The sequence below is a fragment of the Drouetiella sp. genome (assembly GCF_059504425.1).
The window spans coordinates 1-24,184 of record NZ_JCACIN010000016.1 but is presented as its reverse complement, the minus strand read 5'-3'; the positions used below and the strand labels follow the sequence as shown (position 1 = coordinate 24,184).

The 24,184-nt window shown below is 49.9% G+C and carries 20 protein-coding genes and 1 pseudogene; 9 read left to right on the top strand and 12 right to left on the bottom strand.

The features are described from left to right. The first annotated feature begins 205 nt into the window (after positions 1 to 205). A complete protein-coding gene (locus AC5JMP_RS03405) occupies positions 206 to 799 on the top strand; it encodes a DUF3038 domain-containing protein (RefSeq protein WP_495850020.1) in 594 nt (197 codons plus the stop codon). Between the two features lie 35 nt (positions 800 to 834). Next, positions 835 to 2,262 carry a DUF4335 domain-containing protein gene (locus AC5JMP_RS03400; protein ID WP_495850019.1) on the top strand — a complete coding sequence of 476 codons (1,428 nt, stop codon included), beginning with the start codon at positions 835 to 837 and terminating at the stop codon, positions 2,260 to 2,262. Between the two features lie 46 nt (positions 2,263 to 2,308). On the opposite strand, the gene tilS is transcribed toward AC5JMP_RS03400, so the two are convergent. From tilS to AC5JMP_RS03380, 4 genes are all read right to left on the bottom strand, one after another. Beyond that, the gene (gene tilS / locus AC5JMP_RS03395) at positions 2,309 to 3,298 is read right to left on the bottom strand and encodes a tRNA lysidine(34) synthetase TilS (RefSeq protein WP_495850018.1); all 990 of its coding nucleotides are present in this window, start codon (positions 3,296 to 3,298) and stop codon (positions 2,309 to 2,311) included. A 53-nt stretch (positions 3,299 to 3,351) separates the two neighbouring features. Next, positions 3,352 to 3,804, bottom strand: coding sequence for a KGK domain-containing protein (locus AC5JMP_RS03390; RefSeq protein ID WP_495850017.1), 453 nt, complete (start codon positions 3,802 to 3,804; stop codon positions 3,352 to 3,354). A 197-nt stretch (positions 3,805 to 4,001) separates the two neighbouring features. Next, positions 4,002 to 5,084 carry a c-type cytochrome biogenesis protein CcsB gene (gene ccsB, locus AC5JMP_RS03385; RefSeq protein ID WP_495850016.1) on the bottom strand — a complete coding sequence of 361 codons (1,083 nt, stop codon included), beginning with the start codon at positions 5,082 to 5,084 and terminating at the stop codon, positions 4,002 to 4,004. Between the two features lie 332 nt (positions 5,085 to 5,416). Beyond that, a complete protein-coding gene (locus AC5JMP_RS03380) occupies positions 5,417 to 6,049 on the bottom strand; it encodes an FMN-dependent NADH-azoreductase (protein ID WP_495850015.1) in 633 nt (210 codons plus the stop codon). A 287-nt stretch (positions 6,050 to 6,336) separates the two neighbouring features. Between AC5JMP_RS03380 and AC5JMP_RS03375 the strand changes: the two genes are divergently transcribed. Then, positions 6,337 to 7,209: a helix-turn-helix domain-containing protein gene (locus AC5JMP_RS03375; RefSeq protein WP_495850063.1), complete on the top strand. Its 873-nt coding sequence runs from the start codon at positions 6,337 to 6,339 to the stop codon at positions 7,207 to 7,209. Between the two features lie 36 nt (positions 7,210 to 7,245). Here AC5JMP_RS03375 and AC5JMP_RS03370 read toward each other — a convergent pair whose 3' ends face one another. The 3 genes from AC5JMP_RS03370 to AC5JMP_RS03360 form a co-directional block, all read right to left on the bottom strand. After that, positions 7,246 to 7,800 (bottom strand): YdeI/OmpD-associated family protein, encoded by a 555-nt coding sequence (locus AC5JMP_RS03370; protein ID WP_495850014.1) that lies wholly within the window; start codon positions 7,798 to 7,800, stop codon positions 7,246 to 7,248. A gap of 45 nt (positions 7,801 to 7,845) precedes the next feature. Continuing rightward, positions 7,846 to 8,400: a dihydrofolate reductase family protein gene (locus tag AC5JMP_RS03365; RefSeq protein WP_495850013.1), complete on the bottom strand. Its 555-nt coding sequence runs from the start codon at positions 8,398 to 8,400 to the stop codon at positions 7,846 to 7,848. Between the two features lie 279 nt (positions 8,401 to 8,679). After that, positions 8,680 to 9,522, bottom strand: coding sequence for a response regulator (locus AC5JMP_RS03360; protein WP_495850012.1), 843 nt, complete (start codon positions 9,520 to 9,522; stop codon positions 8,680 to 8,682). Positions 9,523 to 9,756: 234 nt separating this feature from the next. Here AC5JMP_RS03360 and AC5JMP_RS03355 point away from each other — a divergent pair, with 234 nt between their 5' ends. Then, positions 9,757 to 9,933 carry a hypothetical protein gene (locus AC5JMP_RS03355; protein ID WP_495850011.1) on the top strand — a complete coding sequence of 59 codons (177 nt, stop codon included), beginning with the start codon at positions 9,757 to 9,759 and terminating at the stop codon, positions 9,931 to 9,933. A gap of 178 nt (positions 9,934 to 10,111) precedes the next feature. Here AC5JMP_RS03355 and AC5JMP_RS03350 read toward each other — a convergent pair. Together AC5JMP_RS03350 and AC5JMP_RS03345 are read right to left on the bottom strand one after the other, a co-directional pair. After that, positions 10,112 to 11,671: pseudogene (locus AC5JMP_RS03350) on the bottom strand (hybrid sensor histidine kinase/response regulator); the annotation flags it as partial. A gap of 83 nt (positions 11,672 to 11,754) precedes the next feature. After that, positions 11,755 to 17,016: a HAMP domain-containing protein gene (locus AC5JMP_RS03345; protein ID WP_495850010.1), complete on the bottom strand. Its 5,262-nt coding sequence runs from the start codon at positions 17,014 to 17,016 to the stop codon at positions 11,755 to 11,757. A gap of 236 nt (positions 17,017 to 17,252) precedes the next feature. Here AC5JMP_RS03345 and nagB point away from each other — a divergent pair, with 236 nt between their 5' ends. Beyond that, positions 17,253 to 18,050 carry a glucosamine-6-phosphate deaminase gene (gene nagB, locus AC5JMP_RS03340; RefSeq protein ID WP_495850009.1) on the top strand — a complete coding sequence of 266 codons (798 nt, stop codon included), beginning with the start codon at positions 17,253 to 17,255 and terminating at the stop codon, positions 18,048 to 18,050. A gap of 13 nt (positions 18,051 to 18,063) precedes the next feature. On the opposite strand, the gene AC5JMP_RS03335 is transcribed toward nagB, so the two are convergent. The 3 genes from AC5JMP_RS03335 to AC5JMP_RS03325 all read right to left on the bottom strand — a co-directional run bounded on the left by AC5JMP_RS03335 (position 18,064) and on the right by AC5JMP_RS03325 (position 19,775). Beyond that, complete coding sequence (locus tag AC5JMP_RS03335) at positions 18,064 to 18,603, bottom strand: photosystem I reaction center subunit XI (protein WP_495850008.1); 540 nt, start codon at positions 18,601 to 18,603, stop codon at positions 18,064 to 18,066. A gap of 277 nt (positions 18,604 to 18,880) precedes the next feature. Further along, positions 18,881 to 19,192: a hypothetical protein gene (locus AC5JMP_RS03330; RefSeq protein ID WP_495850007.1), complete on the bottom strand. Its 312-nt coding sequence runs from the start codon at positions 19,190 to 19,192 to the stop codon at positions 18,881 to 18,883. Positions 19,193 to 19,346: 154 nt separating this feature from the next. Next, positions 19,347 to 19,775 (bottom strand): RusA family crossover junction endodeoxyribonuclease, encoded by a 429-nt coding sequence (locus tag AC5JMP_RS03325; RefSeq protein ID WP_495850006.1) that lies wholly within the window; start codon positions 19,773 to 19,775, stop codon positions 19,347 to 19,349. A 598-nt stretch (positions 19,776 to 20,373) separates the two neighbouring features. Between AC5JMP_RS03325 and queG the strand changes: the two genes are divergently transcribed. From queG to AC5JMP_RS03305, 4 genes are all read left to right on the top strand, one after another. Further along, positions 20,374 to 21,351: a tRNA epoxyqueuosine(34) reductase QueG gene (gene queG, locus AC5JMP_RS03320; RefSeq protein WP_495850005.1), complete on the top strand. Its 978-nt coding sequence runs from the start codon at positions 20,374 to 20,376 to the stop codon at positions 21,349 to 21,351. Between the two features lie 56 nt (positions 21,352 to 21,407). Continuing rightward, on the top strand, positions 21,408 to 22,064 hold the full coding sequence (locus tag AC5JMP_RS03315; protein WP_495850004.1) for a L,D-transpeptidase: 657 nt from the start codon (positions 21,408 to 21,410) through the stop codon (positions 22,062 to 22,064). 255 nt (positions 22,065 to 22,319) lie between these two features. Beyond that, the gene (locus tag AC5JMP_RS03310) at positions 22,320 to 23,369 is read left to right on the top strand and encodes a threonine aldolase family protein (protein WP_495850003.1); all 1,050 of its coding nucleotides are present in this window, start codon (positions 22,320 to 22,322) and stop codon (positions 23,367 to 23,369) included. A gap of 181 nt (positions 23,370 to 23,550) precedes the next feature. Continuing rightward, positions 23,551 to 23,883: a DUF4870 domain-containing protein gene (locus AC5JMP_RS03305; RefSeq protein ID WP_495850062.1), complete on the top strand. Its 333-nt coding sequence runs from the start codon at positions 23,551 to 23,553 to the stop codon at positions 23,881 to 23,883. The last annotated feature ends 301 nt before the right edge of the window (positions 23,884 to 24,184 follow it).

Here is a 24,184-nt window from a genome sequence, read left to right as displayed (position 1 = left end):
TCCGATAATTTGTCCGATCGCCTGTGCTTCTGCCCATAAAACATCAGTAGGGTGAGTAGCTTGCTGAACTCTGTCACCCAACTTCTGTCACCCGACTAATGTTCATAGAGCCAAAAATTCGACTAAAATTGCCCCAGTCCCCTAATCCTGTATCAAGTCTTGTAACCGCCCTGCTAAACCTTGCTCTATTTCGTATCGTGAAACTATGCCCTCCGTTAAGCCGTCCACGCCAAAGCCTATCGGGGACGAGTTGACCCTCACCCGTCAACCCGACCCGACCCAACTCGACAACATCAAGGCACAGCTTGACTTGGTGCTGTTGGCGTTGGAAGCCTTGGCAAACATTGGCTCTGAGGCGATGCTTCAGGCAGCAGCAGACCTGAACCTAACGGAGGTAGTTGCCGATCGCGTTTCCCTCTGGCGGCTGCGGCAGTCTAGCCCTCTGCGGCGCGGGCAAGGTCGCAAACGGCTCGATGTGGAAGAAGCGCGATCGCTGGTCTTGATCACCTGCCACCTTGCCAAACAGCATCAAGAGCTAATCCGTCGTGCTGTTGCCCTGCTAGAGCAGGTAACTGAACAAAATCGTGAACCCCACCAAGCTGCTCTACTAGGCGACTACCTGGATAAATTTAGCAATACCTACCAGGAGCGGATGGAGGATAGCGAAACGGTTTCCTCCAAAGAACTCACCCATCTCGCCCTCAAGCTCCTGATTGATCTACTGTTCTATAGTGCTGCCAGCGGCACAAGGCGACTATGGATGGCATTGCTCGATCGTTCTAGCGAATTGGGGGCATGAGTGCCCAAGCTTTTGTTCTTCATCCCACTCTCACTATGTCCACCTCTGTTCTACGACGATATACTCCTCCCACCTGCACGCTAGAAATTGCGGCAAAGGGTTCTGCCTTGTCGAAATGGACAGACCGGGCAGTTTTGAAAAATTTGCGCTTTCAGCTCAGCTTTGATGATCCGACGGTGCCAGAAGACAAACAAGTCGAGATTCGGGGCGATCGGACTCAGCTAGAAGCGCTTTGGGAATCGGTTAGCACCTATGTGCAGAAGGTATTGAGTCAGTCGAGCTATCAGGCGCACATACAGGCACATACACAGGCACACACGCAGGCGCATACAGTGCAAACCATAGATCAAACCGTAGATCAGGCTGTGGATCAGGCTGTGAACCGCGACAGCTCAACTGAGCCAGCCCATCAGCTTGCTTTGGTACCGCCAACCGCCACAGGGGTGCATCTACAGCCCAAGGGATGGCTACGCCACGAGCTACACTTAGGAACCTTGGCTAACGAGCGATCGGGTGAGGTGATTTCCCTGAGCGCTCTTCAACTGTTTGATTTAGCAAATGCTCTAGATGAATATCATGCCGAAGCTTTGACGCTGCCCACCTTAAACCGTCCCGCTTGGGTCAAATCTCCGAGCGGCTGGGCAAGTGTAGCGGCAGTTTTCTTGCTGGCAGTGGGGACAGCCACCGCTCTCACCAAGTTTGTCGCCGATGTCTCAGCTCCTACGCCTCAAGTGGCCGCTGTCCCCAGCGCTTCAGCCGATGCTGGGCTTAATCAGCCCAAGTCTGCTGTGCGGCTCCCTGTCCCTCCAGGTACAGAGCCGCTGCCTTCAGCGCTGGCATTGCAGCCTCTGCCACCTCTGCCGCCCGCAGGAGCCGCTAAAAATGCTGCTCCACCTCAGCGGGTTAGCGTGCCGCAAGTGGTGCCCATCGCGCCGACTGTGCCCATCGCGCCAACTGACCCCTCAGGCGGGCAGGTTGCTGTGATTCCTCAAGATGCGCTGCCATCAACGTTCAGTCTTCCACAGGAGAGCAGTGCCAATGCGCCGATCGCCTCATCTGAATCTGCGCGATCGGCGCTGAATGGTGCCCTGCCCGAAACTGCCGCCCTGCGACCGGATGGCTTATCCGATTCAGGCTTATCCGATTCAGATCAGACCGCCGACAGCACTGCATTCGATGCCATTCCTCAAGTCGCTGAGGTGCGAAATTATTTCCAGGAAAGTTGGAGACCGCCCGAAGGATTGACTCAAACGCTAGAATATCGCCTGGTGCTGAATGCCGATGGCTCTCTGCAAAGAATTATGCCTTTGGGGCAAGCAGCAGCGACTTTTCTCGATCGCACCAATATGCCCTTGTTGAATGAGCCTTTTGTTTCCCCTCCTGAAGGGGGGAGTGCACCTCAAATTCGCCTAGTTTTGGGAGAGGATGGCAAGGTGCAGACCTTTTTGGAAGGAAGGCAGTGAGAGTGGGGAAATTAGGGGGTGTGAGCAGTTAAACACTTCCCATCCCCTATTCCCCACTGCTCCACCGAATCCACTCTTGCTCTACCCGTGCGATCGCTCCCCCAGGAAACGGATCGGTTTGGCTGCGATTGGGGGCGCGAATCAAAGCGACCAGCTTTTCGGTATGGTCAAAGTTAGGAGCGCTCGGCAAATATTGCAGTAGAAAGCGCCGCATTACCCGACGCTGTAAGGCTAGGGGCGCAGCTCGTAAGATCAAACGATTGATCGCCGGAAAATCTTGAGGAGAGGAAGCGATCGCTTTTTGCCACCAGTCTTCCGTGATCGTTTCCAGATATTCAACTTCGGCCCGTAACAGTTCGGCAGTTTGGCTCAGCGCTGACTCGACCTGCGGATTAAAGTGAGTCTGTAGGTAGGGCAGCAAGTCTTGCCGGATGCGGTTTCGAGCATAGCGCCAGTCTTGATTGGTCGAGTCTTGCCAGACCTGAAGCTGAGCCTCTTGACAAAACTGCCCCGTTTCAACGCGGGTAATCTCTAGCAAAGGGCGAACTATCGCCAGTGCAGGAGCTAATTCTCGCCTCCAGACGAGCGCTTGCAAGCCATCGGCACCGCTGCCCCGCACGAGATTGTAGAGCAGCGTTTCAGCGCGATCGCTTGCCGTATGCCCAGTCACAATGTAGGAACAGCCCTGAGCCATGGCAATTTCTGCCAAAGCCTGATATCTCCAGCTGCGCGCCGAGGCTTCACTGGTAAGGTCTGCCTCTGCCGTCACGACAAAGCAGGGAATTTGCCAGGTTTGGGCGAGTTGCTGCACATAGTCCGCATTGGCACTGGCATCCGATCGCCAGCGGTGGTTGCAGTGAGCGATCGCCATCTGCCAGCCCCACTTTGGCTGTAAATCAAGCAACAAACGAATGAGGCAGAGGGAATCCTGACCGCCCGAAACTGCCACAAGGAGCGATCGCCCTTGAGGCAGCAATTTCCGCTCTCGCAGCGTCTGATGTAGCTTGGCATGAAGCAGCGTCCAGTCGTTACCCATAGCGACTTTAGACTTTAGATTTTAGATTGAATCCAAAATCCAAAACTTCTGCCCTAATAGTCGTCTGGCAAAATTTCTGGATAAATTTCTTCCCGGCTACCGCGCGGATCGTAAGGATCACGCGGGGCATTGGAGTAGCCTTCACGGCGGTAGACATCTTCACGGCTCTGTCGGCGGTAGGGATCTTCCCGTTGCGCCGCCTCTCGACGGGGTAGACTCTCTTGCAGGAGCTTAGGTCGTTCTTCGATCGGGCAAAATTCCAGACGCAGACGGACTCTGCCCCGCTGCCAGCCCTGCGTACTAAACCGCAGCACCTCACAAGGCTGTCCGCGATCGTTAAACCAGCCTTCCTGCTCCTCCGACCATTCCACCTCCTGCTCTAGCACTACCTGCGCTAGAGCATCCAAAAACTCGCTGACCTTGAAGGTGGCATTTGGCATCAGCACCCGACCCGATCGCACAAACAGCACTTCGTCGTCGTTGAGCAAATCAAAATCTTTTGGCATGGGCTTTTACTCTGAGGTCTCTTGTCTTGGTCTTGTTAAATTCTAGCCTTCTCCTGCGCCAGACTCTGATTTACAACGCTTTGCGCTTGGTTAAGGATGGGTTATTTTTTAGAAGCCTCGCTCCGCGAGGCTTCTAAAAAATAACTGTGGCTCATGCAATTGAAAATTGCTGTAGGCTCTTGCAGGGGGAAAACGCCCTAAAAGAACCAGCCATAGCTATGTAGTCCTTTGCCCAATAGGTTTACACCTAAGTAGCAAACCCAAACCACCAAAAAGCCCGTTGCTGCCAAAATTGCTGGACGGCGACCTTGCCAGCCTTTAGTAATACGGGAATGAAGATAGGCCGCGAAGACCAGCCAGGTAATCAACGCCCAGGTTTCTTTCGGGTCCCAACTCCAGTAAGATCCCCAGGCTTCGTTTGCCCAGACTGCCCCGGCAATAATGCCGATGGTTAAGAGCGGAAAGCCCAAGCCAATCATTCGGTAGCTAATGTTGTCCAAAATTTCTGCCAAGCTGAGGCGCTGAGGCGAGAGCGGCAGGGTGGCGGCGGCAGATATTGCGGGTGAAGCCAGAGACGTGAGGACTGCGGTATTGCCCATGTCGATCGCCCCCGATGCCACTGCCCCAGATGCCACTGCCCCAGATGCCATTGTCCCAGATGCCATTGTCCCGGTAGCCGCTGTCCCCATAGCCGTAACCGTCTCACCATGCCTTTGCAGGCGATAGGGCACCTGCCGATAGGCTCCCGTGCCAACCGAGCTGCCCTTTAGCTCAATATTTTGACCCCGCGTCACCACCAGAAAAGCGATCGCCAACAAAGCTCCTACCATCAAAGCCGCATAGCTAATCAGCATGACGCTGACATGCATCATTAGCCAGTTGGACTTAAGCGCAGGCACCAATGGCTCAGCCGACTGCATTTGTTCAGGGAGCGTCAGGGTCGCAAAAGCAGCGATCGCCATCGCAACGGGAGCCGTCACTACGCCCACTAGGGGACTGCGGCTCATATTCTCGGCAACAAAATGCATTGCCGTGATGCCCCAGGCGATGAAAAATAGCGACTCATAGAGATTGCTGAGGGGGAAGTAGCCCGCCTCGATCCAGCGTGCCCCCAACAGGGCGGCGATACAGAGATTGGCGATCGCCATTCCCGTAGCGCCTATAACCTGCAAGTAGGGGATTTTTGGGAAAGCCGCGCCTGCCCAATACAGCAGCATGGTCAAAAACAGAACGGCGAAGGAGGCGTTATCTAGCCAGCCCTGAAGTGAAACCAAATCCATGCGCGGTCTCCAGCAGTTTGAGGTGAGAGATTATTAGGTGTTGGAGGTTCAGTGTCTCCACTTCTTATGATATCGAGTCTGGGGACAGTATGGCGCTAGAAGCATTGAACGGATCACATTAATTAGGAATACAGCAATTAGAAATACAGCGCTACGCGCTTAGATCCAATGAGTTGTTTGTTGAGAGCTGCGCTCCGCGCAGCTCTCAACAAATAATTTGTCCTGACTCAATTACGTGGCGCTATGGCAACCGTCAAGGCGGTTAGGACGGGGACAGCGCCCACGAAGATATCTCTAAGTCCGGTTAAATATTTTGTGTCTGCTGTATTACCTTAGGCGGCGGTTAGTGCAGAAATTTTAGCGCGAGCATTTGCGATCGATTCTGATAACTTCTGCCCCCCATATTCATCATTTTCGACGTGAATAAAAGTGATATCTGTAATACCCATAAATCCAAAAACAGTGACTAGATAAGGGTCATGGTAATTCATCTTCTCGTATTCTCCACCGGGTTGAAAGCCGGAATCGCCTCGTGCTTCGACAATGAACATCTTTTTACCCAGTACCAATGGCTGGAAAGCATTGACAGTAGCATTGGGTTCAAACGCAACGGTTCTCCCGATGCGCACAATTTGGTCAATGTAAGACTTGAATATACCGGGAACGCTGAAATTGTACATGGGAACCCCAATGATATAAATATCAGCCGCCAAGAATTCATCCACGAGTCGATCGCTAAGACGAATGGCTTCGCGTAGCTCAGGAGTATGTTGTTCTGGTGAAGTGAATGCAGCAGCAATCCACAACTCGTCCACGTAAGGAACAGGACTATGACCCAGATCTCGATAGGTAACAGTATCGCTAGGATGAGCCTGCTGCCATTGTTCGACAAATTCTCTAGTCATGCGGCGAGAGTGCGATCGTTCCCCACGCGGACTCGAATCAATATGTAATAAATGTGCCATAGTTCCTCCAAATTCATCACCCTTTCAGCTTAGGTAAATGGTTCATTCTCTGGCTATCTGATTCTTGTGCCCCTATCAAAATCTTGCGATTAATTTTCACGCCCCACCAAAAATGTTCCCGTCCCAACTGCCAAGACGGTTACTATACAATCAGATTGAGTTGTCAATTCGGGTGTTGCTGATTTCATGTATGAATTTTTTTTGAAAGGGGCGCTCCGCGCCCCTTTCAAAAAAAAATTCATACCCAGATTAAGCAATGCCGTCCATTCGAGACGAGTTGGGGTGACATCGTGTCTCCAGTGAACCATCAAACTGAATCAACCTGTCTGCCTATTCTGTCGAGTCAGAGCCGGGGCTGGGAGAATATTTTGGTCAGCCAATTTCAATATCCACCGGGCGAGGCAACCTGCCATTTCAGCGATGAACATTCGGTTTGTCTATCTCTAGCACATCGTCCTGTTCGCTCTGTGCACATGAAAGGGAGTGAGACACAGACTGGACTGTATCGGAAAGGTGATATTTCAATCACGCCTGCTAAAGTTCCATTTTTTGCCCGTTGGGACGATGCGGATGATTTTTTGGAGATTCGGATTGCGTCTTGTTTTGTCCAAGGGATTGCCAGAGAAACCCTGGATATAAATCCTGACCAGTTTGAATTACTTTCTACATTTAGGATGCGTGATCCACAACTTGAGGCGATCGCCATGCTGCTACTGGCTGAACTTCAGCAGGACAATCAAAACAACAGGCTCTACGTCGAATCCCTCTCAAATATCCTAGCAGTACATTTGCTCCGACAGTATGCGACTGCGAAACCTGATGTGCCCGTTTATGAAGGTGGATTACCTCAACGTCAACTGGTGCAGGTTTTAGACTATATCCACGACCATCTAGATCAGGATATTAAGCTGGCAGATTTAGCTGCGTTATTGAACATGAGCCAGTTTCATTTCTGCCATTTATTTAAACAGACGATCGCCATAACTCCCTACCAGTATTTACTTCAGCAACGCATTGAACGCGCAAAGCAGTTGTTGAAACATACCGATCAATCCATTATGGATATTGCCTTCGCCTGTGGGTTCAATAGCCACAGCCATTTGAGCAAACAGTTTCGTCAACTTACGGGTATGACACCAACCGTTTATCGAGCCAATTAACCTGCTTAGAGCTACCGCTTTTGAGAACGATCGCAGTCACTTAGACGCTTTCCACTGATTTGCCCGCAAATTTTGGGCTGCGAGTTGTGCAGTTTCTTCGATTCGCTTGGCGCGGGTTTCAGGTTTTTTCGCTGAGCTGATCCACTCCAAAATGCCACGCTTCACAGACCGGGGAAAGGCTTCAAAGTTCTGTGCCGACTCATAGGCAGTGAGTGCCTGTTCTAGATCTAGCGGAATTTCGAGTGCCTCGATCGCATCCAACGCTGTCCAAGAACCATCTTGCTTTGCAGCTTCCACTTTTGCCAGTCCGGCAGGCATCATCAGCTCACAGGCAATCAGCCTTTCAACGCGCTCTTTATTTAACTTTGACCAGCCCGTACCAGATTTTCTGGGGGCAAACCATAGCAGCGATCGCTCCTCATCAAGTTTGTTGGGCTTACTGTCAATCCAGCCAAAGCACAGCGCCTCTTCCACGGCTTCACCATAGTCAAATCGGGATTTACCCGTTGCTTTTTTGTAGCCCACTAACCAGACGCCCTCCTTGCGCGTGTGGTGATGCTCTAGCCAAGCACGCCACTCTGCGCGGGTCATAGGATGGGTTGAGTTGACTGGTATGTTAACCATCATTTTAATGATTCATGAGAGGATTGATCTAGCGCGGTCAATTTGTTTGTATTTTAACTGCACTAATCCGCTGGGATACTGTTGCACATCAGTCACCGTCAAGCTAACTTCTGAACTAGGTGGCGTGAACAAAGAAATTCCTTCGCCCAAAAAAATTGGGACGATCGAGAGAATAAATTCATCAATTAATTGTAGTTTGAGAAAAGATGCAACCAGTTCAGCTCCACCCACTAGCCAAACCCGCTGCAATCCTTCTGCTGCCATATCTCGAACAAATCGATCGGGCAATCCTGAAGTAAAAAATACATCACTTTGCTTAGACGTTTGATATTGACGAGTGAACACATAGCAGGGCTTGCCAGGATAAACCCACTCCCCAGAACCTAAGGCAACCGAAGCCTCATAGGTCTTTCGCCCCATGACCAGTGCATCGACTGACTGATAAAAGTCGGCGTAACCATAATCAGTTTCACCTGTCTCAACTGTTGAGAGCCAATCCACACTGCCATTTTTTCGAGCAATATAACCGTCCAAGCTAGTAGCAATGTAAAGTGCGATCGTCGTCATATTATTTGGAGGCTACTTATACAAGCCCAGCTCAGCAACTAAGCATCCGATAGAGAAATTTTCTGTAGAATTAGAGCACTAGATATTAGAGCATTGCAACAAACTTGCGAAGTCTCAAAGCGAGCGTCGCGGCAGACATAGAGATCCCTGAGAAATTATCGTACCAAGAAGTAGCTGTCCCCTGACAAGTTTTGCACATAGCCCCAGGCAGAGATATGAATTTGGGCATTGCTGAATTTGAAAGTGCTGCCGACTCACTGCAAGACAGATCTTTTGAACTTATCGCCAGCCTTCCCCTTTTAACAAACCGATGATCGTGAGTGCCAGCGTAGCAGGCTTGACAGGCTTTGTCAGTTGCAGCTGAAAACCCGCATTCAGTGCACGCGTACGATCTTCATTTCGGGCATAGGCAGTTAAGGCAACTGCGGGAACTTCTCCACTAGAGTAAGACGATTGCCGTCTTACTTCCTGCATAAAATCATAGCCATCGGTTTGCGGCATCCGAATATCGCTGACAATAACATCAGGATTAAGGCTTTTAAGTACGTTCAGTGCCGCCTCTGCGGAATTAACGGCAGTCACGTTTGCACCGTAAGCCTGGAGAGCCATGCGCTGCATTTCGCATCCATCGCGATCGTCATCAACCAGCAAGACTTTAATTCCTCTCAGCAAAGTCCATGAATTGACAGAAGATTGTTGAGTTGCAATTTCTTTTTGCATCCGGTCGATCTGTCGGGCTTGTACGGCGCTCTTGAAGGAGGTCATGAAATGATCCCATTCGATCGGTTTCTGAAGCAAGTCATAAGCGCCTCCCCGTAATGCCTGAACGGCTACCTCGTAGTCTTCGTGGCTGCTAGCAAGCAGGACAGGGGTTCCAGGTTGCCACACTCGCATGATATCCAGTAGCTCAAGCCCATCCATGACAGGCATTCGGATATCGCTAATAATTACGTCAAAGTCAGACGTTTCAACTTGCCGAAAAGCCTCCGTCGCAGATTGACAGGTGATAATCTCTACCGTCTCTTCCGATACTTCAAAATGGCGATGTATGCCCTCTGACAAGGCATAGAGAAAAGCTGCATCGTCGTCCACAAGTAAAATACGAATAGGTATCGCAAACATTGCTATCCTCTCTGCAAGAACATCTTTCGAGAATGCTTTTACCACCGCGAAAGAATATTGTGAAAGTTTGGTTTGCGCCCTATCTCTTTTCTAGCCATAGTTTGTCGAGGACGTATCTCTCTAAGGTACGATTTCCCATTTTTTAGGGGAGTTAAAATTTCTACTCGAAGGAGTAACCAAATGGACACAAAAATTGAAACAATGAGACAGTTAAAATAGCTTTTAGAGGTAGATATGACCTATTCTCGTTCTAGAAAATCTCTGCATTTAGGAGAGAACCTGTGCTTTTTTATGTTCACTGCCGCGGCATTAGTGTTCATCAAGGCTGGAGAGATCTACCTAGTGAATTCTTCCTATCCAGCTGAAGCACCTGGTGCCGAACCTGAAGCTCAAGAGATCTTTCAGCATTAAATTTTCAGTCCTAGACGATGCTTGTCCGCTTGACTGTCGATCAAGCGATCGCTGTGGCTAAAAGCTGCTATGTAACCTCTCTCTACAGGCTTCTCACCGTATCCGTCTGTGTCTGCGGGTCTCCCTGTTGAGGGTCTGTTGACCGATCGATTTCTGACTGTACGGCATCACTCGCAGGGGATATTGGCAGTTCGACCGTAAAGGTTGCCCCTTGTCCTTTTCCTGGACTAGCTGCCGTAATTTTGCCATTATGCAGAGAGACTAAATGGTGGACGATCGCTAATCCTAATCCCAGTCCGCCTTGTCCTCGCGTTGTACTGCTATCTGCTTGCCGAAAGCGATCGAAGATATAGGGTAAGAAATCGTTGGGAATGCCGATACCCGTATCGATGACCCGTATTTGCGCATAAGAATTTGCTTGCTCTAGGTGCACCTCAACGTTACCTCCAGGCGGCGTGAACTTGATGGCGTTAGACAAAAGATTTCCCACAATTTGCTGCATGCGAGTAGGGTCTATTGAGACAAAGCCCACCGTAGGGTCGATGTTTGCCTCTAGTTGAATGGCTTTTGCCGCGGCGAGAGGGCTGGCTGTGTCCAGAGCTGCCTCGACGATCGGCACTAAAGAGAGCATTGCGCAATTGAGCTGGAGCTTACCCTGAATAATTTGAGATACGTCCAAAATATCCGCAATCAGATTAGCCTGAAGTTCGGCATTACGCTCAATAGTTTCTAGCGCACGGGTCGCCTTTTCAGGTTCTAGAGGATGGGCACGGAGCAGCTTCGCCCATCCTAAAATAGAGTTGAGGGGAGTGCGGAGTTCGTGGGAGAGTACTGCCAGAAATTCATCCTTCATGCGATTGTGAGTTTCTGCTTCTTGACGCGCCACCTGTTCGCGGATGAGATGAAATTGCGTTTCCTGCGCCTGCTTGCGATCGGTAATGTCTTCGACTGCCCCGATATACCCAATCAGTTCTCCAACGTCAGAAATCATGGGCGCAAAGCGGACGCTAACCCAACGAGTCACTTCTGCCTGGGGATGAAAGCGATATTCAATCACAGAGGTCTGCTGACGGTCGCGATTGTTCCATTGAGTAGATAACACCTGCTCGCGATCGTCTGGATGAAGAGAATTTGCCCAAGCATCAAAACTTTCCTCTAAATCAAATCCACAAATTGACTGACATTGGGGATTAGTGTAGGTAAATTTTCCTTCAAGATCGGTGAGAAAAATGCCGATCGGAGCACAGGCGCTGAGAGAGCGAAACTGCTCTTCGCTGCGCTTTAGCTGTTCATTAGCTGCTGCCAACTGTAGAGCTTGCTGCTTGAGAGCCTCTGTTTTTTGATAGAGTTCGACAAAGACTTCTACTTTTGAAAGCAGAATTTCTGGCTCGATCGGCTTAAATAGATAATCTACTGCCTTGAGAGCGTAGCCTTTGAAAACAAAATCATCTTCTGTATTGAAGGCAGTCAGAAAGATAATCGGCGTAGTGCGCGATCGCTGTCGTTTTCGAATCAAGGCTGCCGTTTCAAGACCATCCATTTGAGGCATCTGAACATCCAATAAAATGACCGCAAAATCTTGATTCAGCAGGCACTTTAAAGCTTCCGTTCCTGATTTGGCAGTGACAAGATTTTGCCCCAGTTTCGCTAAGATGGCATCCAGCGCCACTAAATTTTCAGGATGGTCATCGACTAAAAGAATACTAGCTTTAGGTTGATTCAACAATTGATTTGACATATATCATCAGCTTTGAATTTGAGTAAGCCATGGTTTTGCCATTCGTTTCTATCTACACTTTAGAAAATGATTGAAGTACGATTTCACTCATGCGGAGGCTGATACAAATAGAGTCGCAGTAGGGATAAAAGCTGTTCAACATCGACAGGTTTGGTGATGTAGTCAGAGGCTCCTGCTTCAATACACTTTTCTCGATCGCCCCTCATAGCTTTTGCCGTCAGCGCAATCATGGGAAGCGATCGAAATTGCTCAATCTGCCGAATGGTTTGCATAGTTTCATAACCATCCATATCGGGCATCATTAAATCCATTAGAACCACAGCAGTGTCAAGATTATTTTGAAGCTGCGTCATGCCGTCTCGCCCGTTTTCCGCATAGATCACCTGCATCTGGTATTGCTCTAACAGGCTAGTCAAGGCAAAAATGTTGCGAACATCATCATCGACAATTAAAACTTTCTTATCGATGAGAATCGCGTTGCTTTGAGGCTGTTCTAGCTGTTGCTGAGGGTGTTGCTCTAACAAGTTTGCCTGGACTTGATTCAGAAATAACGCAGTTTCAGCCAAGAGCCGTTCAGGTGATTGAGCATCTTTGAGAATAATGATGTCAGAAAGTTGTCGCAGGCTGTTTTCTTCTTCAGATACCAACTCCTTCCCGGTATAGATGATGATGGGCAAATCTATAAGGGAATCATCTTGCTTGATCTGCTCAATCAGTTCTCCTCCAGTCATATCTGGCAGCATCAAATCCACTACAATGCAGTCGAACTGTGCAGACTTCAATGTTTCTAGCGCTGTGGCTCCCGTCTCCGCTGCCGTGACGGTAATATTGCTGCCGCTGAGCAGATTTACAAGGCTCTGGCGTTGAATCTCGTCGTCTTCCACCACCAGCAAATTTTTTACCGATCGCTCGACAAACTCTTTGATATTTGCCAAGGTATCCAAAAGCGTTTCACGACTAATAGGTTTTTGTAAAAAGGCGATCGCACCCATCTGTAAACTACGCTGCTGTCCTTCTTCTACCGACATAATATGAACCGGAATATCACGGGTATTGGGGTCATGCTTCAGGCGATCTAGCACCGTCCAGCCGTCCATTCCGGGCAATCGAATATCTAGCATGATTGCGGTAGGTTTGAACTCTCGCACCATCTCTAGTCCTAGATCGCTGCGGGCAGCAATGAGTCCCTTGAAGCCCTGCTGTCGAGCCATATCCAGTAGAATGCGGGCAAACTTGAGATCATCTTCGACAATCAGCAAAACGCGATCGCTGGGCTGTAAAGTCTCCCGATCGTCTATTCTCTCAGGGGACACGAAGGAATCCGAGGAAGGTAGAAAAGCGGGTGGAAGCGCATCGATCGCCCCCCACCTCATTTGCCGTTCTCTTCTTTGCAGATCAGTTGCTTCTCGACTTTCAACTGCCTCATAGGTTTGAGGGAGATAAAGGGTAAACGTGCTGCCTTGCTTCACCCTGCTCACCAGATGAATCTCACCTCCCAGAAGCTGAGCGATTTCGCGGCTAATGGACAAACCTAAGCCTGTGCCGCCATACTTACGCGAGGTCGTACCATCAGCCTGTTGAAAGGCTTCAAAAATCACCCGCTGCTTGTCAGAAGCTATGCCAATTCCGGTATCGCGCACGGCAAAAGCAATGACTGAGCTGGCTCGATTGAGCGATTCATGGGTGGGACTCCAGCCCTGGGTTGCCAAACCTATGTGTAGACTAACTTGACCCTGCTCTGTAAACTTAAAGGCATTAGAAAGAAGATTTTTAAGCACCTGCTGAAGACGCTTGGAATCTGTATAAAGCGTGCAAGGCAGATGCTCATCAAGCTGAATGAAGAAATCTAAATTGCGATCGATCGCAGTTTGGCGGAAGGTGCGATCGAGATGAACCTGAAGTTCGGTAAACAAAGTCTGATCAAGATTGACTGACATCGTACCTGACTCGATTTTAGCCAAATCCAGAATGTCGTTGATCAGCGACAGCAGATCGTTGCCAGACGAGTAAATAGTGCGGGCATACTCAACCTGCTTACTGGTCAAGTTTTCAGCGCTGTTATCTCCCAACAATCTCGCCAAAATCAGCAGGCTATTCAGCGGAGTCCGCAGCTCGTGGGACATATTCGCCAGAAATTCCGACTTGTATTTTGAGGTCATGGCGAGCTGCTTCGCTTTTTCCTCCAAAGACTGACGAGCTTGCTCAATTTCGCTGTTTTTCCGCTCAACTTCCCGATTTTGCAACACCAAAAGCTCGGCTTTTTCCTCCAAATCATCGTTGGTTTGCTGAAGTTGCTCTTGCTGATTCTTTAGCAGCTCCTCCGAAGCCCGCAGCGATTGCGCCTGTTGCTCTAAGCGCTGGTTGGTTTCGGTGAGTTCTTTCTGCTGAGTTTGCAGTTCTTCTGCCAGAGATTGAGATTGTTTGAGCAATTCCTCTGTTCTCATACTGGCAGCGATCGTATTCAGGACGATTGCAATGCTCTCAGTCAACTGATCGAAGAACGTCAGGTGAATTTCGTTAAACCGATTAAAGGATGCCAGCTCGACTACAGCCGTGACTTGACCCTCAAACAGAACAGGTAAAACGACAACATTTCTAGGGGTTGATTCCCCTAAACCAGAGCTAATGGTGATGTAGTTATCAGGCACTTCCGTCAGCAGAATTCGCTCTTTCTCCAAGGCACATTGCCCAACTAACCCTTCGCCCAACTGAAAACGGTTTGCTAGATGCTTGCGCTCACGGTAGGCGTAAGTAGTGAGCAGCTTCAAGTAAGTATGGTCACTACCTTCCATGAGATAGAACACGCCATGCTGAGCCGAAACTAAAGGCGCGAGTTCCGACAAAATCAGCTTAGAGACCGTTTCTAAATCGCGTTGACCCTGCAACATCCGCGTAAATTTTGCCAGGTTAGTTTTCAGCCAATCTTGCTCTGTATTTTTCTGCGTTGTTTCTCGCAGGTTGGCAATCATTTGGTTGATATTGTCCTTGAGGATGGCGACTTCTCCCTCCGCAGCCACGGCGATCGATCGGGTCAAGTCACCCTTGGTCACTGCCGTTGCCACTTCAGCAATCGCTCTCACCTGTGTGGTTAAGTTCGCCGCTAGTTCATTCACATTATCGGTCAGATCGCGCCAGGTGCCTGCGGCTCCCGGCACCTTTGCCTGTCCGCCTAGCTTCCCTTCAATGCCCACTTCACGGGCAACAGTCGTCACCTGATCGGCAAAAGTTGCCAGCGTGTCGATCATCTCATTGATCGTATCTGCTAGGGTTTCAATTTCCCCTTTTGCATCCAGCATCAGTTTCCGCTTCAAGTCCCCATTAGCAACGGCGGTCACAACTTTTGCAATCCCCCGCACCTGTGCCGTCAGGTTTCCCGCCATCGAATTCACGTTATCCGTCAAATCTTTCCAGGTGCCTGCAACCCCTGTCACCTGTGCCTGTCCTCCCAGCTTTCCTTCCGTGCCCACCTCACGGGCAACCCGCGTCACCTCAGAGGCAAAGGAGCTGAGCTGATCCACCATTGTATTAATGGTATTCTTCAAATCGAGGATTTCGCCTTTGACATCCACCGTGATTTTCTTAGACAGGTTACCATTGGCGATCGCTGTTGCCACTTCAGCAATGTTCCGCACCTGTGCTGTCAGGTTCCCCGCCATCGAATTCACGTTATCCGTCAGGTCTTTCCAGGTGCCACCCACGCCTCGCACGTAGGCCTGCACCCCCAGCTTGCCCTCAGAACCCACCTCACGGGCAACTCGCGTCACCTCAGAGGCAAAGGAGTTGAGCTGATCTACCATTGTGTTAATCGTGTTCTTCAGCTCTAGGATCTCGCCCTTTACGTCTACCGTGATTTTTTTAGAGAGATCGCCGTTTGCCACCGCTGTCGTCACTTCGGCAATATTTCGCACCTGTGCCGTCAAACTACCCGCCATAAAGTTGACCGAGTCGGTCAAATCTTTCCAGGTTCCGGCAACCCCTCGGACATCGGCTTGCACCCCCAGCTTTCCCTCAGAACCCACCTCACGGGCAACCCGCGTCACCTCAGAGGCAAAGGAGCTGAGCTGATCCACCATGATGTTGATCGTGTTCTTCAGCTCCAGAATTTCACCTTTAACCTGAACCGTGATTTTTTTGGAGAGGTCGCCATTGGCGATCGCCGTTGCCACTTCGGCGATGTTTCGCACCTGTCCTGTCAGGTTCCCTGCCATCGAGTTCACATTATCCGTCAGATCTTTCCAGGTACCCGCAACGCCAGGAACTTGCGCCTGACCGCCCAGCTTGCCCTCAGAACCCACCTCACGGGCAACCCGCGTCACCTCGGAGGCAAAAGAGTTGAGCTGATCGACCATGATGTTGATCGTGTTCTTCAGCTCCAGGATCTCGCCCTTCACGTCCACCGTAATTTTTTTAGAGAGGTCGCCATTGGCGATCGCTGTTGCCACTTCTGCAATGTTCCGCACCTGTCCCGTCAGGTTGCCCGCCATTGAGTTCACATTATCCGTCAAATCTTTCCAGGTACCCGCAACCCCCGACACCTCTGCCTGCACCCCCAGCTTGCCCTCAGTTCCCACCTCACGGGCAACCCGCGTCACCTCGGAGGCAAAAGAGTTGAGCTGATCGACCATGATGTTGATCGTGTTTTTTAGCTCCAGAATCTCACCTTTCACATCTACCGTGATTTTCTTGGAGAGATCGCCGTTGGCAACAGCTGTCGTCACTTCGGCAATATTCCGCACCTGCGCCGTCAGGTTTCCCGCCATCAGATTCACGCTGTCGGTCAAGTCCTTCCAGGTGCCTGCTACTCCTGGAACCTCTGCCTGCACCCCCAGCTTGCCTTCAGTTCCCACCTCACGGGCAACCCGCGTCACCTCAGAGGCAAAGGAATTGAGCTGATCGACCATAGTATTGACGATCGTTGCCGTTTGCAGAAACTCGCCCTTTAAGGGCCTGCCGCCGATGCCCGAAGCGATCGTCTGGGATAAGTCGCCATTCGCCACCGCCCGAATCACTCTTGCTGTCTCGGCTGTAGGCTGCACCAAATCTGTGATCATCGTATTCACAGAGGTGACACAGGCTTTCCACGAACCTTTGGCGCTGCCCAAGGATGCCCGCTCGTCAATTTTGCCCTCTTTACCGACGATCGTGCCTACATGCTCTAGTTCATTGGTCAGCCGCTCATTCATCTCAATGATGTCGTTCAGAGTGCTGGCGACTTTACCCATCAGCCCAGTTTGCTCGGTTGACATTCGAGCAGAGAAGTTCCCCTTTTTGACTTCTGTGAGCGTCTTGAGCAACTGTTTGAGATCGAGGCTATCGGTATCGAGAACGGCTTGAGCAGTTGACATCACTTGATCCTTTGCAGAAAAGTTTCAGGCAGCTCAAAACCTGAGATCTAATGCCATCTTGATGACTATCCTAAATTTTCTATCCAAAGATAGCTCGCAAGAGGCTTGAGCAGGAGATAATCTCAGGTAAAGCTTCGTCCATTATCTACAAAATCATGGATGAAGAAGTCTATCCTAGGATGGATGTCGCCGTAAGTTAAAAGGGAATCTACGTCAATCTAAAATGTTTACCAGGTATGCAGATAAATGTTTATGGCACTGCGATCGAAGCTGCCTATGCTGCCGCCGATCTAATAGCTGAGCGACTTTACATCTCACCTAATATTGTCCTGGGTCTCGCAACAGGTGGCACCATGGAGAGCTTATATCACCACTTGGTTGAGCGCCATAGACGAACAGGACTTAGCTTTCGCTTCGCCACAACTTTTAACCTAGATGAGTACATAGGTCTTGCACCAGCGCACCCTGCCTCATATCGTGCCACAATGCAACGCCTGCTGTTTGACCATACGGATATTGATCCTCAACGTACGCATTTGCCGGATGGAATGTCGATGAATCCTGACCAAGAGGCTGTTCAATATGAAGCGAAAATTGCTGAAGCTGGAGGAATTGATCTACAGCTTCTTGGCATAGGTAGAAATGGTCATATTGCCTTCAACGAACCCGGAACGAGCTTCTCTTCCCAGACGCATGTAGTGACTCTCGATCGCTCAACGCAAGCCGCAAACGCTCGCTTTTTTCTAGAAGGAGAAGCCGTTCCTGAACGAGCCATCACAATGGGAATTAGCCCTATTCTGGCATCGCGAGAAATTTTGTTAGTGGTTACGGGTGCAGAGAAAAGAACCGCTTTTTCAGAGGCTTTTCTTGGTCAAGTTAATCCTCAATGTCCAGCATCAGTTCTCCAACTGCACCCTAATGTCATGATCTATGCAGATCGCGCGGCAGCCATTGACGTAACATCTTTGAACATGGCATCCCCAAACGTGGGGTTTGATAAAATCTGTTCCCGAATAGGTGCTGACAATGTGTAACTGAATGCTCAATCTACTTTGCACCAATCAGGGTCAGAAAATTTCCGTAAACGTCAAAGTTTGCCAGGATGAAGTAAGCAGCGATCGCGCCGACAGCCCCTCCCAAAAGAAATCCTTTCGCATAATCATTCCAGCCTTTCTTAGACTGAAAAGCATCGGGCGGAGTAGGTGCAGCAGTTGCAGAGAGAGGTTTTGGAGGATTGCTAGCTGCGTATAGGACGATAAGTACACTCGAAATCAGGACTAGACCGAGGGTAGATAGCAGTGCAACTAGAGTCCCTGATTCGGTGTAACGTAGGGGATTAAACTTTGCAAAGGGACCTACTAAAAGATACCCATGCGCTAAGCCAACTTCCAAACCTCTCCTCAAAGGGGATAGACCAGGACGATAAGCAGAGAGATTACCCACAAACCTACGCACAAAAACTGAGGAGTTAATGGGAGTTTCTAAATCCCCGTATTGCGAATCTCTGACTGGATAAATGACTTCTTGGTTTCTCAAATCAGTAGGGCTACTGTTCGATCGTTCGATCTTGTCAACAAGCTTAGTCATACTCAGCGGTACCTTCTTGTGGGCTAATGTGCGATTAACACGGGATTTGCGCACATTCTAAAAATATTTTTATAGGAAGACGTCCTACTTAAGCAGTAAGATTCCAGAAGTCTGTGGATAGTGTCAGGACAAGTATTCGTCTTGTAATAAAACTAAGCCCTGCTTTGTCATACGCGGCTTTCTGTTGAAGGGAAGAAAGGTCACCAAAACTGGAGGACTAATCTGTCCTTACGAATATTTTATTTCCTAGAAAGCGCCTAAGCTAATCGAGACGTTGTTAGCTAGCCTGCTTGCGAGGGTTGGTCACCACCAGCTCAAATTCCCAGCCGGGGACTTGCTGCACTTGTTTAGTCAGCGTACGGAGGTCTTCTGCCCCATTGAGGGTTAAGTTCTCGCGCGTGCGCACTTCCACAACTACGGTTTTGGCTGCACTCGTGGCAATTAAATCCAGTGCGCAGTTAGCGAGGGCGGCTGGCAACTCTTCTGAAGAAGGATACAGCGTGACCGCATAGCCTTGCTGCCGATATTCTCGCGCTATCCTGAGAAGGCGTTGGTGTTCGAGTGGGTTTAGGTCTGCCAGGTGACGCATAGGGATAAATAAATGCCTACTCCTATAATCCCTCAAAGGGCGTTAAAGTCAAGTCCATGAGTCCTCTATTATAGATGCCCTAGGAAAAGAGTAAAGTTTCTATGTTGTTTAATAATCTTTCATGCTCATTTTCAGCTGGTGTGAGCCAGCGCTGCTAGTCTAGCGCTGTGGGGTCGGGAGCCGTTTCAATCCGAATGTGTAGAAACTCTTCACCACTACAAAACCCTTTGGCGAGCACTAGCGACATTCCTTTGACCCGAAATGAGCCATCTAAGCTCCGCCGCCGACTGACAAAGTCAGTGATCTGATAGTCGTCAACATAGATGACGCCGTTTAAGGCATCACGCACTGGTTTCACAATGTTGTCACTGTCTGGCACAACATGCTCATTACCAGGAATTACATCATAGTAGTGAGTGATCACCACGCGCACGGAGTCGCCTGTCGGTTGAGAGGATGACCAACAGGCGATCGCCATATCTCGCACCTGGGTTTTCCAGGCTTGCAGACGCTTTTTATCTTTAGTCTGATGGGAAATGGGTTTCCCCGTCACAATGAATTCAAAGGGTAGCACCGGAGGCATGATCGGTCGCAGGAAGTGTGTGTGGGCATTCGCTTTGCCTGAGCCGTAGTGTTGCAGTTAGGAGAACACTTTACAGGGAGGCTCATAGCGGGTTATCAATGGTAAATACACACGTTCTACTCCTATAGTAGTAGGGGTTTCGCTCCTTGAGGGACTGACAGGTCTCCTAACCACTTGATTTTTGGCGACACAACGCCACTTGTGCCAAAACTGATGGGGATGGGTCTGGAGACATTGACGCTAGAAGAAAGGGGAAAGTTGCAGGTATACCGTTGCAGGTAGGGCGGCTTGCAGCTCTGCAATGCACGATCGTGTCTCTGAGTACTAGAGTCGGGGTAGTCATTACCTAGATACCACTACCGAGTACTGCTTAGTCTGGATATGAAGCTCTTTTAAAGACATTCAGCACATGAAATTGACAATGCCAGTGTTGGGGTAATCCTACTTTGGCACTCTGACGGATAAAAAGCCACTGTATAAATAACAGGGACAAATAAAAGGTCGCCATATGAATCGAATTCAATTTCTTCGACCGTCCGGCGTTCTAAGCTCCTATCCCTCCCCGACCTGAAGGTACGGGGCTTCTTGAAAGATTCCGATGACGATAATGGCACAACCTCTAGTAGATAGCGATCGCATTAAACAAAAAGCCTTGGAACTGGGATTTCACAAAGTTGGGATTGCTGCCGCAGAAGTTGCAGGAGAGGGGGACAATTCGCTCCAAAACTGGCTAGGTCGGGGCTACCAAGCCGACATGGCATGGATGGCAAACCCTAAGCGTCAAGATGTGCGATCGCTCCTACCCAGCGTTCAGTCGGTCATCTGCGTTGCGCTTAACTACTACACGCCCCACGAGCGCCCCGCTGAGCCGCTGCACAGCGAAAAGTACGCCAGAAAGTATGCCAAGATCTCTCGCTACGGCTGGGGCAGGGATTACCACCGCATCATGCACAAAAAGCTGAAGGCGCTGTCGGTCTGGCTAGAGGCACAGGGCAGCGCGATCGAAGCCCGCTATTGCTCAGACACAGCTCCTATTCAAGATAAAGTCTGGGCAGAACGGGCGGGCATTGGCTGGGTTGCAAAAAATAGCAACTTGATCACGCGAGAGTATGGCTCTTGGGTGTTTTTGGGCGAGGTTTTGACTAACTTGCAACTGACAATCGATCGCCTTCATCTGCCCCACTGCGGCACCTGCACCCGCTGCTTGGAGGCTTGCCCGACCGAGGCGATCGTCCAGCCTTTCGTCGTAGATGCCAATCGCTGCATCGCCTATCACACGATCGAGAACCGGGCAGAGTCTCTGCCGCCTTCGATCGCTGCCAATCTGCAAGGCTGGGTTGCGGGCTGTGATATCTGTCAGGACGTGTGCCCCTGGAATCAGCGCTTTGCCCAAGAAACGGATGTGGCTGAGTTTCAGCCTTATCCCTGGAACGTTGCGCCTGAGATGGAAGCGATCGCCACCTTATCTGATGCAGAATGGGATCAGCGCTTTCCGGCTTCGGCATTGCGCCGGATCAAACCCGATATGCTGAGGCGAAATGCTAGGGCAAATCTGGAGGCTGATCTGCCAGAATGAATACGATCGCTCTCTGGGAAATAAGCTAAGGTGTCTCTAGAAAATAAGCTAAGGTAGTGGCTGAAAGCCTAGTACAGTTCAAAATTTTACGGCTCGAAACTGAATTTATGAAGCGATCGGCTTTGAATTTTGCAGTCCTGTTGCCTCTGGGATTGCTACAACTCATCATCTCTGGAGTGGCGGCTCCTGCGGCTGAAGCTGCTTCGCCTACGGCTCCACGCTCTCCCCTTCAGGCAAAGTTAGAGCAACTTCAACAGTTGATAATCCCGGAACTGCCTGGGCTGGGCAGAAGCGAAACCTTCTTACCCAAGCCCGATCCATTGGCTTACGTGCATCTGGTGATTAAATTGAGCGATCGCCGAGTCTATCTCTACGAGCGCGACCAGGTGAAAACCAGTTTCCCGGTGGCGATTGGACGGGCGGGTTGGGAAACGCCTACAGGCAGCTATCAGGTCTTCCAAATGCTTCGCAATCCGGCATGGGAACACCCTTTTACGGGCGAGGTGATGCCCCCTGGAGCTGATAATCCGTTAGGATCGAGATGGATTGGATTCTGGACAGATGGCACTAATTTTATTGGCTTTCACGGTACGCCTAATGCTGAGTCTGTGGGTACGCCTGCGTCCCATGGATGTGTTCGTATGTATGATCAGGATGTGGTCAAGCTGTTTGAAAGAGTCAAGGTTGGCACTCCTGTACAAGTTGTTCCCTAAGTTGTTCTTAAATTCACCTTTCAAAGCGTATTTAGAGGTTATCTGAAAAGTATAAAATGTCCTGCATTTGCCCCCCAACCCCCCAATTCTGGGGGACTTTGAACAAGAACTGGCTACGTGCTTCGCACACGCAAGCGAACGAAAGCCCCCCAGAATTGGGGGATTTAGGGGGCGGTTCGGGTAGGAATCTGCACTTTTCAGACATCCTTTTAGCCTGTTTTCAACGCAATCCGTTCCTAAATTTCTCCCGCAGCTATGGCTAATTACCTTGAGCAATTCTCTAGCGATAACGCTTCTGGCATCTGCCCTGAAGTTCTTGAGTATATGCTGAAGGCAAATATCGGAGATGTACCTGCCTACGGCAATGACGAGTGGACACAGCGAGCGACCGATCATTTTAGAGAACTGTTTGAAACGGACTGCGACGTGTTTTTTGTGTTTAACGGCACTGCCGCTAATTCCTTGTCCCTGGCGGCTTTATGTCAGTCTTATCACAGCGTCATCTGCCATGAGACGGCGCACATAGAAACAGATGAATGCGGCGCACCAGAATTTGCATCTAACGGATCTAAACTGCTGCTGGGAAAAGGGGAACAGGGCAAACTCACGCCCGAATCGATCGCTTCCATTGTTAACAAACGCACCGACATTCACTATCCCAAGCCCAAAGTCATCAGCATCACACAGCCGACCGAGCTAGGCACGATTTACACGATCGATGAGCTATTGGCGATTCAATCGATCGCGCAACATTATGACCTCAAAATTCATATGGATGGCGCTCGGTTTGCCAACGCTGTTGCTGCTACAGACCGCACCCCTGCTGAACTCACTTGGAAGAGCGGAGTAGATGTGCTCTGCTTCTGCGGCACAAAAAACGGCATGGCGATCGGCGAAGCCATTTTGTTTTTCAAAAAAGACCTGGCTGAAGACTTTGCCTATCGCTGTAAGCAGGCGGGTCAGTTAGCTTCTAAAATGCGCTTCATTGCCGCACCTTGGCTAGGTCTGCTGGAAACTGGCGCATGGCTTAAAAATGCGCGACATGCCAATCGCTGTGCGGCTTATCTGGAGAAAAAGCTGCTAGAAATTGAGGGTGTTGAGCTGATGTTTCCCCGCGAGGCAAATGCAGTGTTTGTTACCTTGCCAGAAGCCGTCATTCAGCAACTGAGGGACAAAAATTGGCTGTTCTACACGTTCATTGGCGTGGGCGGCGCTCGCTTCATGTGTTCCTGGAACTCAACTCAAGATCGAATCGACCAACTGGTACAAGATATTAGAGAAGCGATCGCTCCGGCGCTCTGCTGATAAAGCTCATTAGGGTTGCCTAGAGGTTTTAGATTCAGCCAAAATCTCGCAGATTGCCGCCCTAGGTGTTCGGTAAACTTTACTATCTGTAACCCCTGAGCACCCAGTACCATATAAGCTAATAACTCAGTTAACAAGAAGCATTAAAACGCTCAGCTATAAGGGGATTACCATGGAAGGTTTGTACGATTCTGATAAACGTAAGCTGCTATCGAGCCTCTCTCACGCTTCTATTTTTCTGAGTTCGCTGGTGATTTCTATCGGAATTCCGATCGCCATTCTGTTTGTCACAGAAGACCCGGTCGTCAAAGAAAATGCAAAAGAAGCGATTAACTTTCACTTCAATGTTTGGCTCTACAGTCTTCTCTTGATTCCCATCTCATTTCTGACCTTTGGACTCGCCAACGGCGTTTGGTTCTTGGTGCATTGTGGTCTGTCGGCTTGGGCGATCGTTCAATGCCTCAGCGTTCCTGAACAGTCTTTCCGCTATCCCTTCATCTTCCGGCTACTCTAAGCTGAGCGTTAGGCTAGTCCTTAAAGGGTATTTAGAAAGTGCGCTATGTGCGTCTAAATCCCTTAGAAGATGTCTGAGAAGTGTAATTTGCTACCCGAACCGCCCCCTAAATCCCCCAATTCTGGGGGACTTTGAATAGGAACTGGCTACGTGCTTCGCACACGCAAGCGAACGAAAGTCCCCCAGAATTGGGGGTTGGGGGGCGAATGCAGAACATTTGATACTTTTCAGATATCCTCTTAAGTAAGCAATATAGCGCTACGAGAACGAGTTAGGACATTATTGTAGAGGTAGAGAAGCG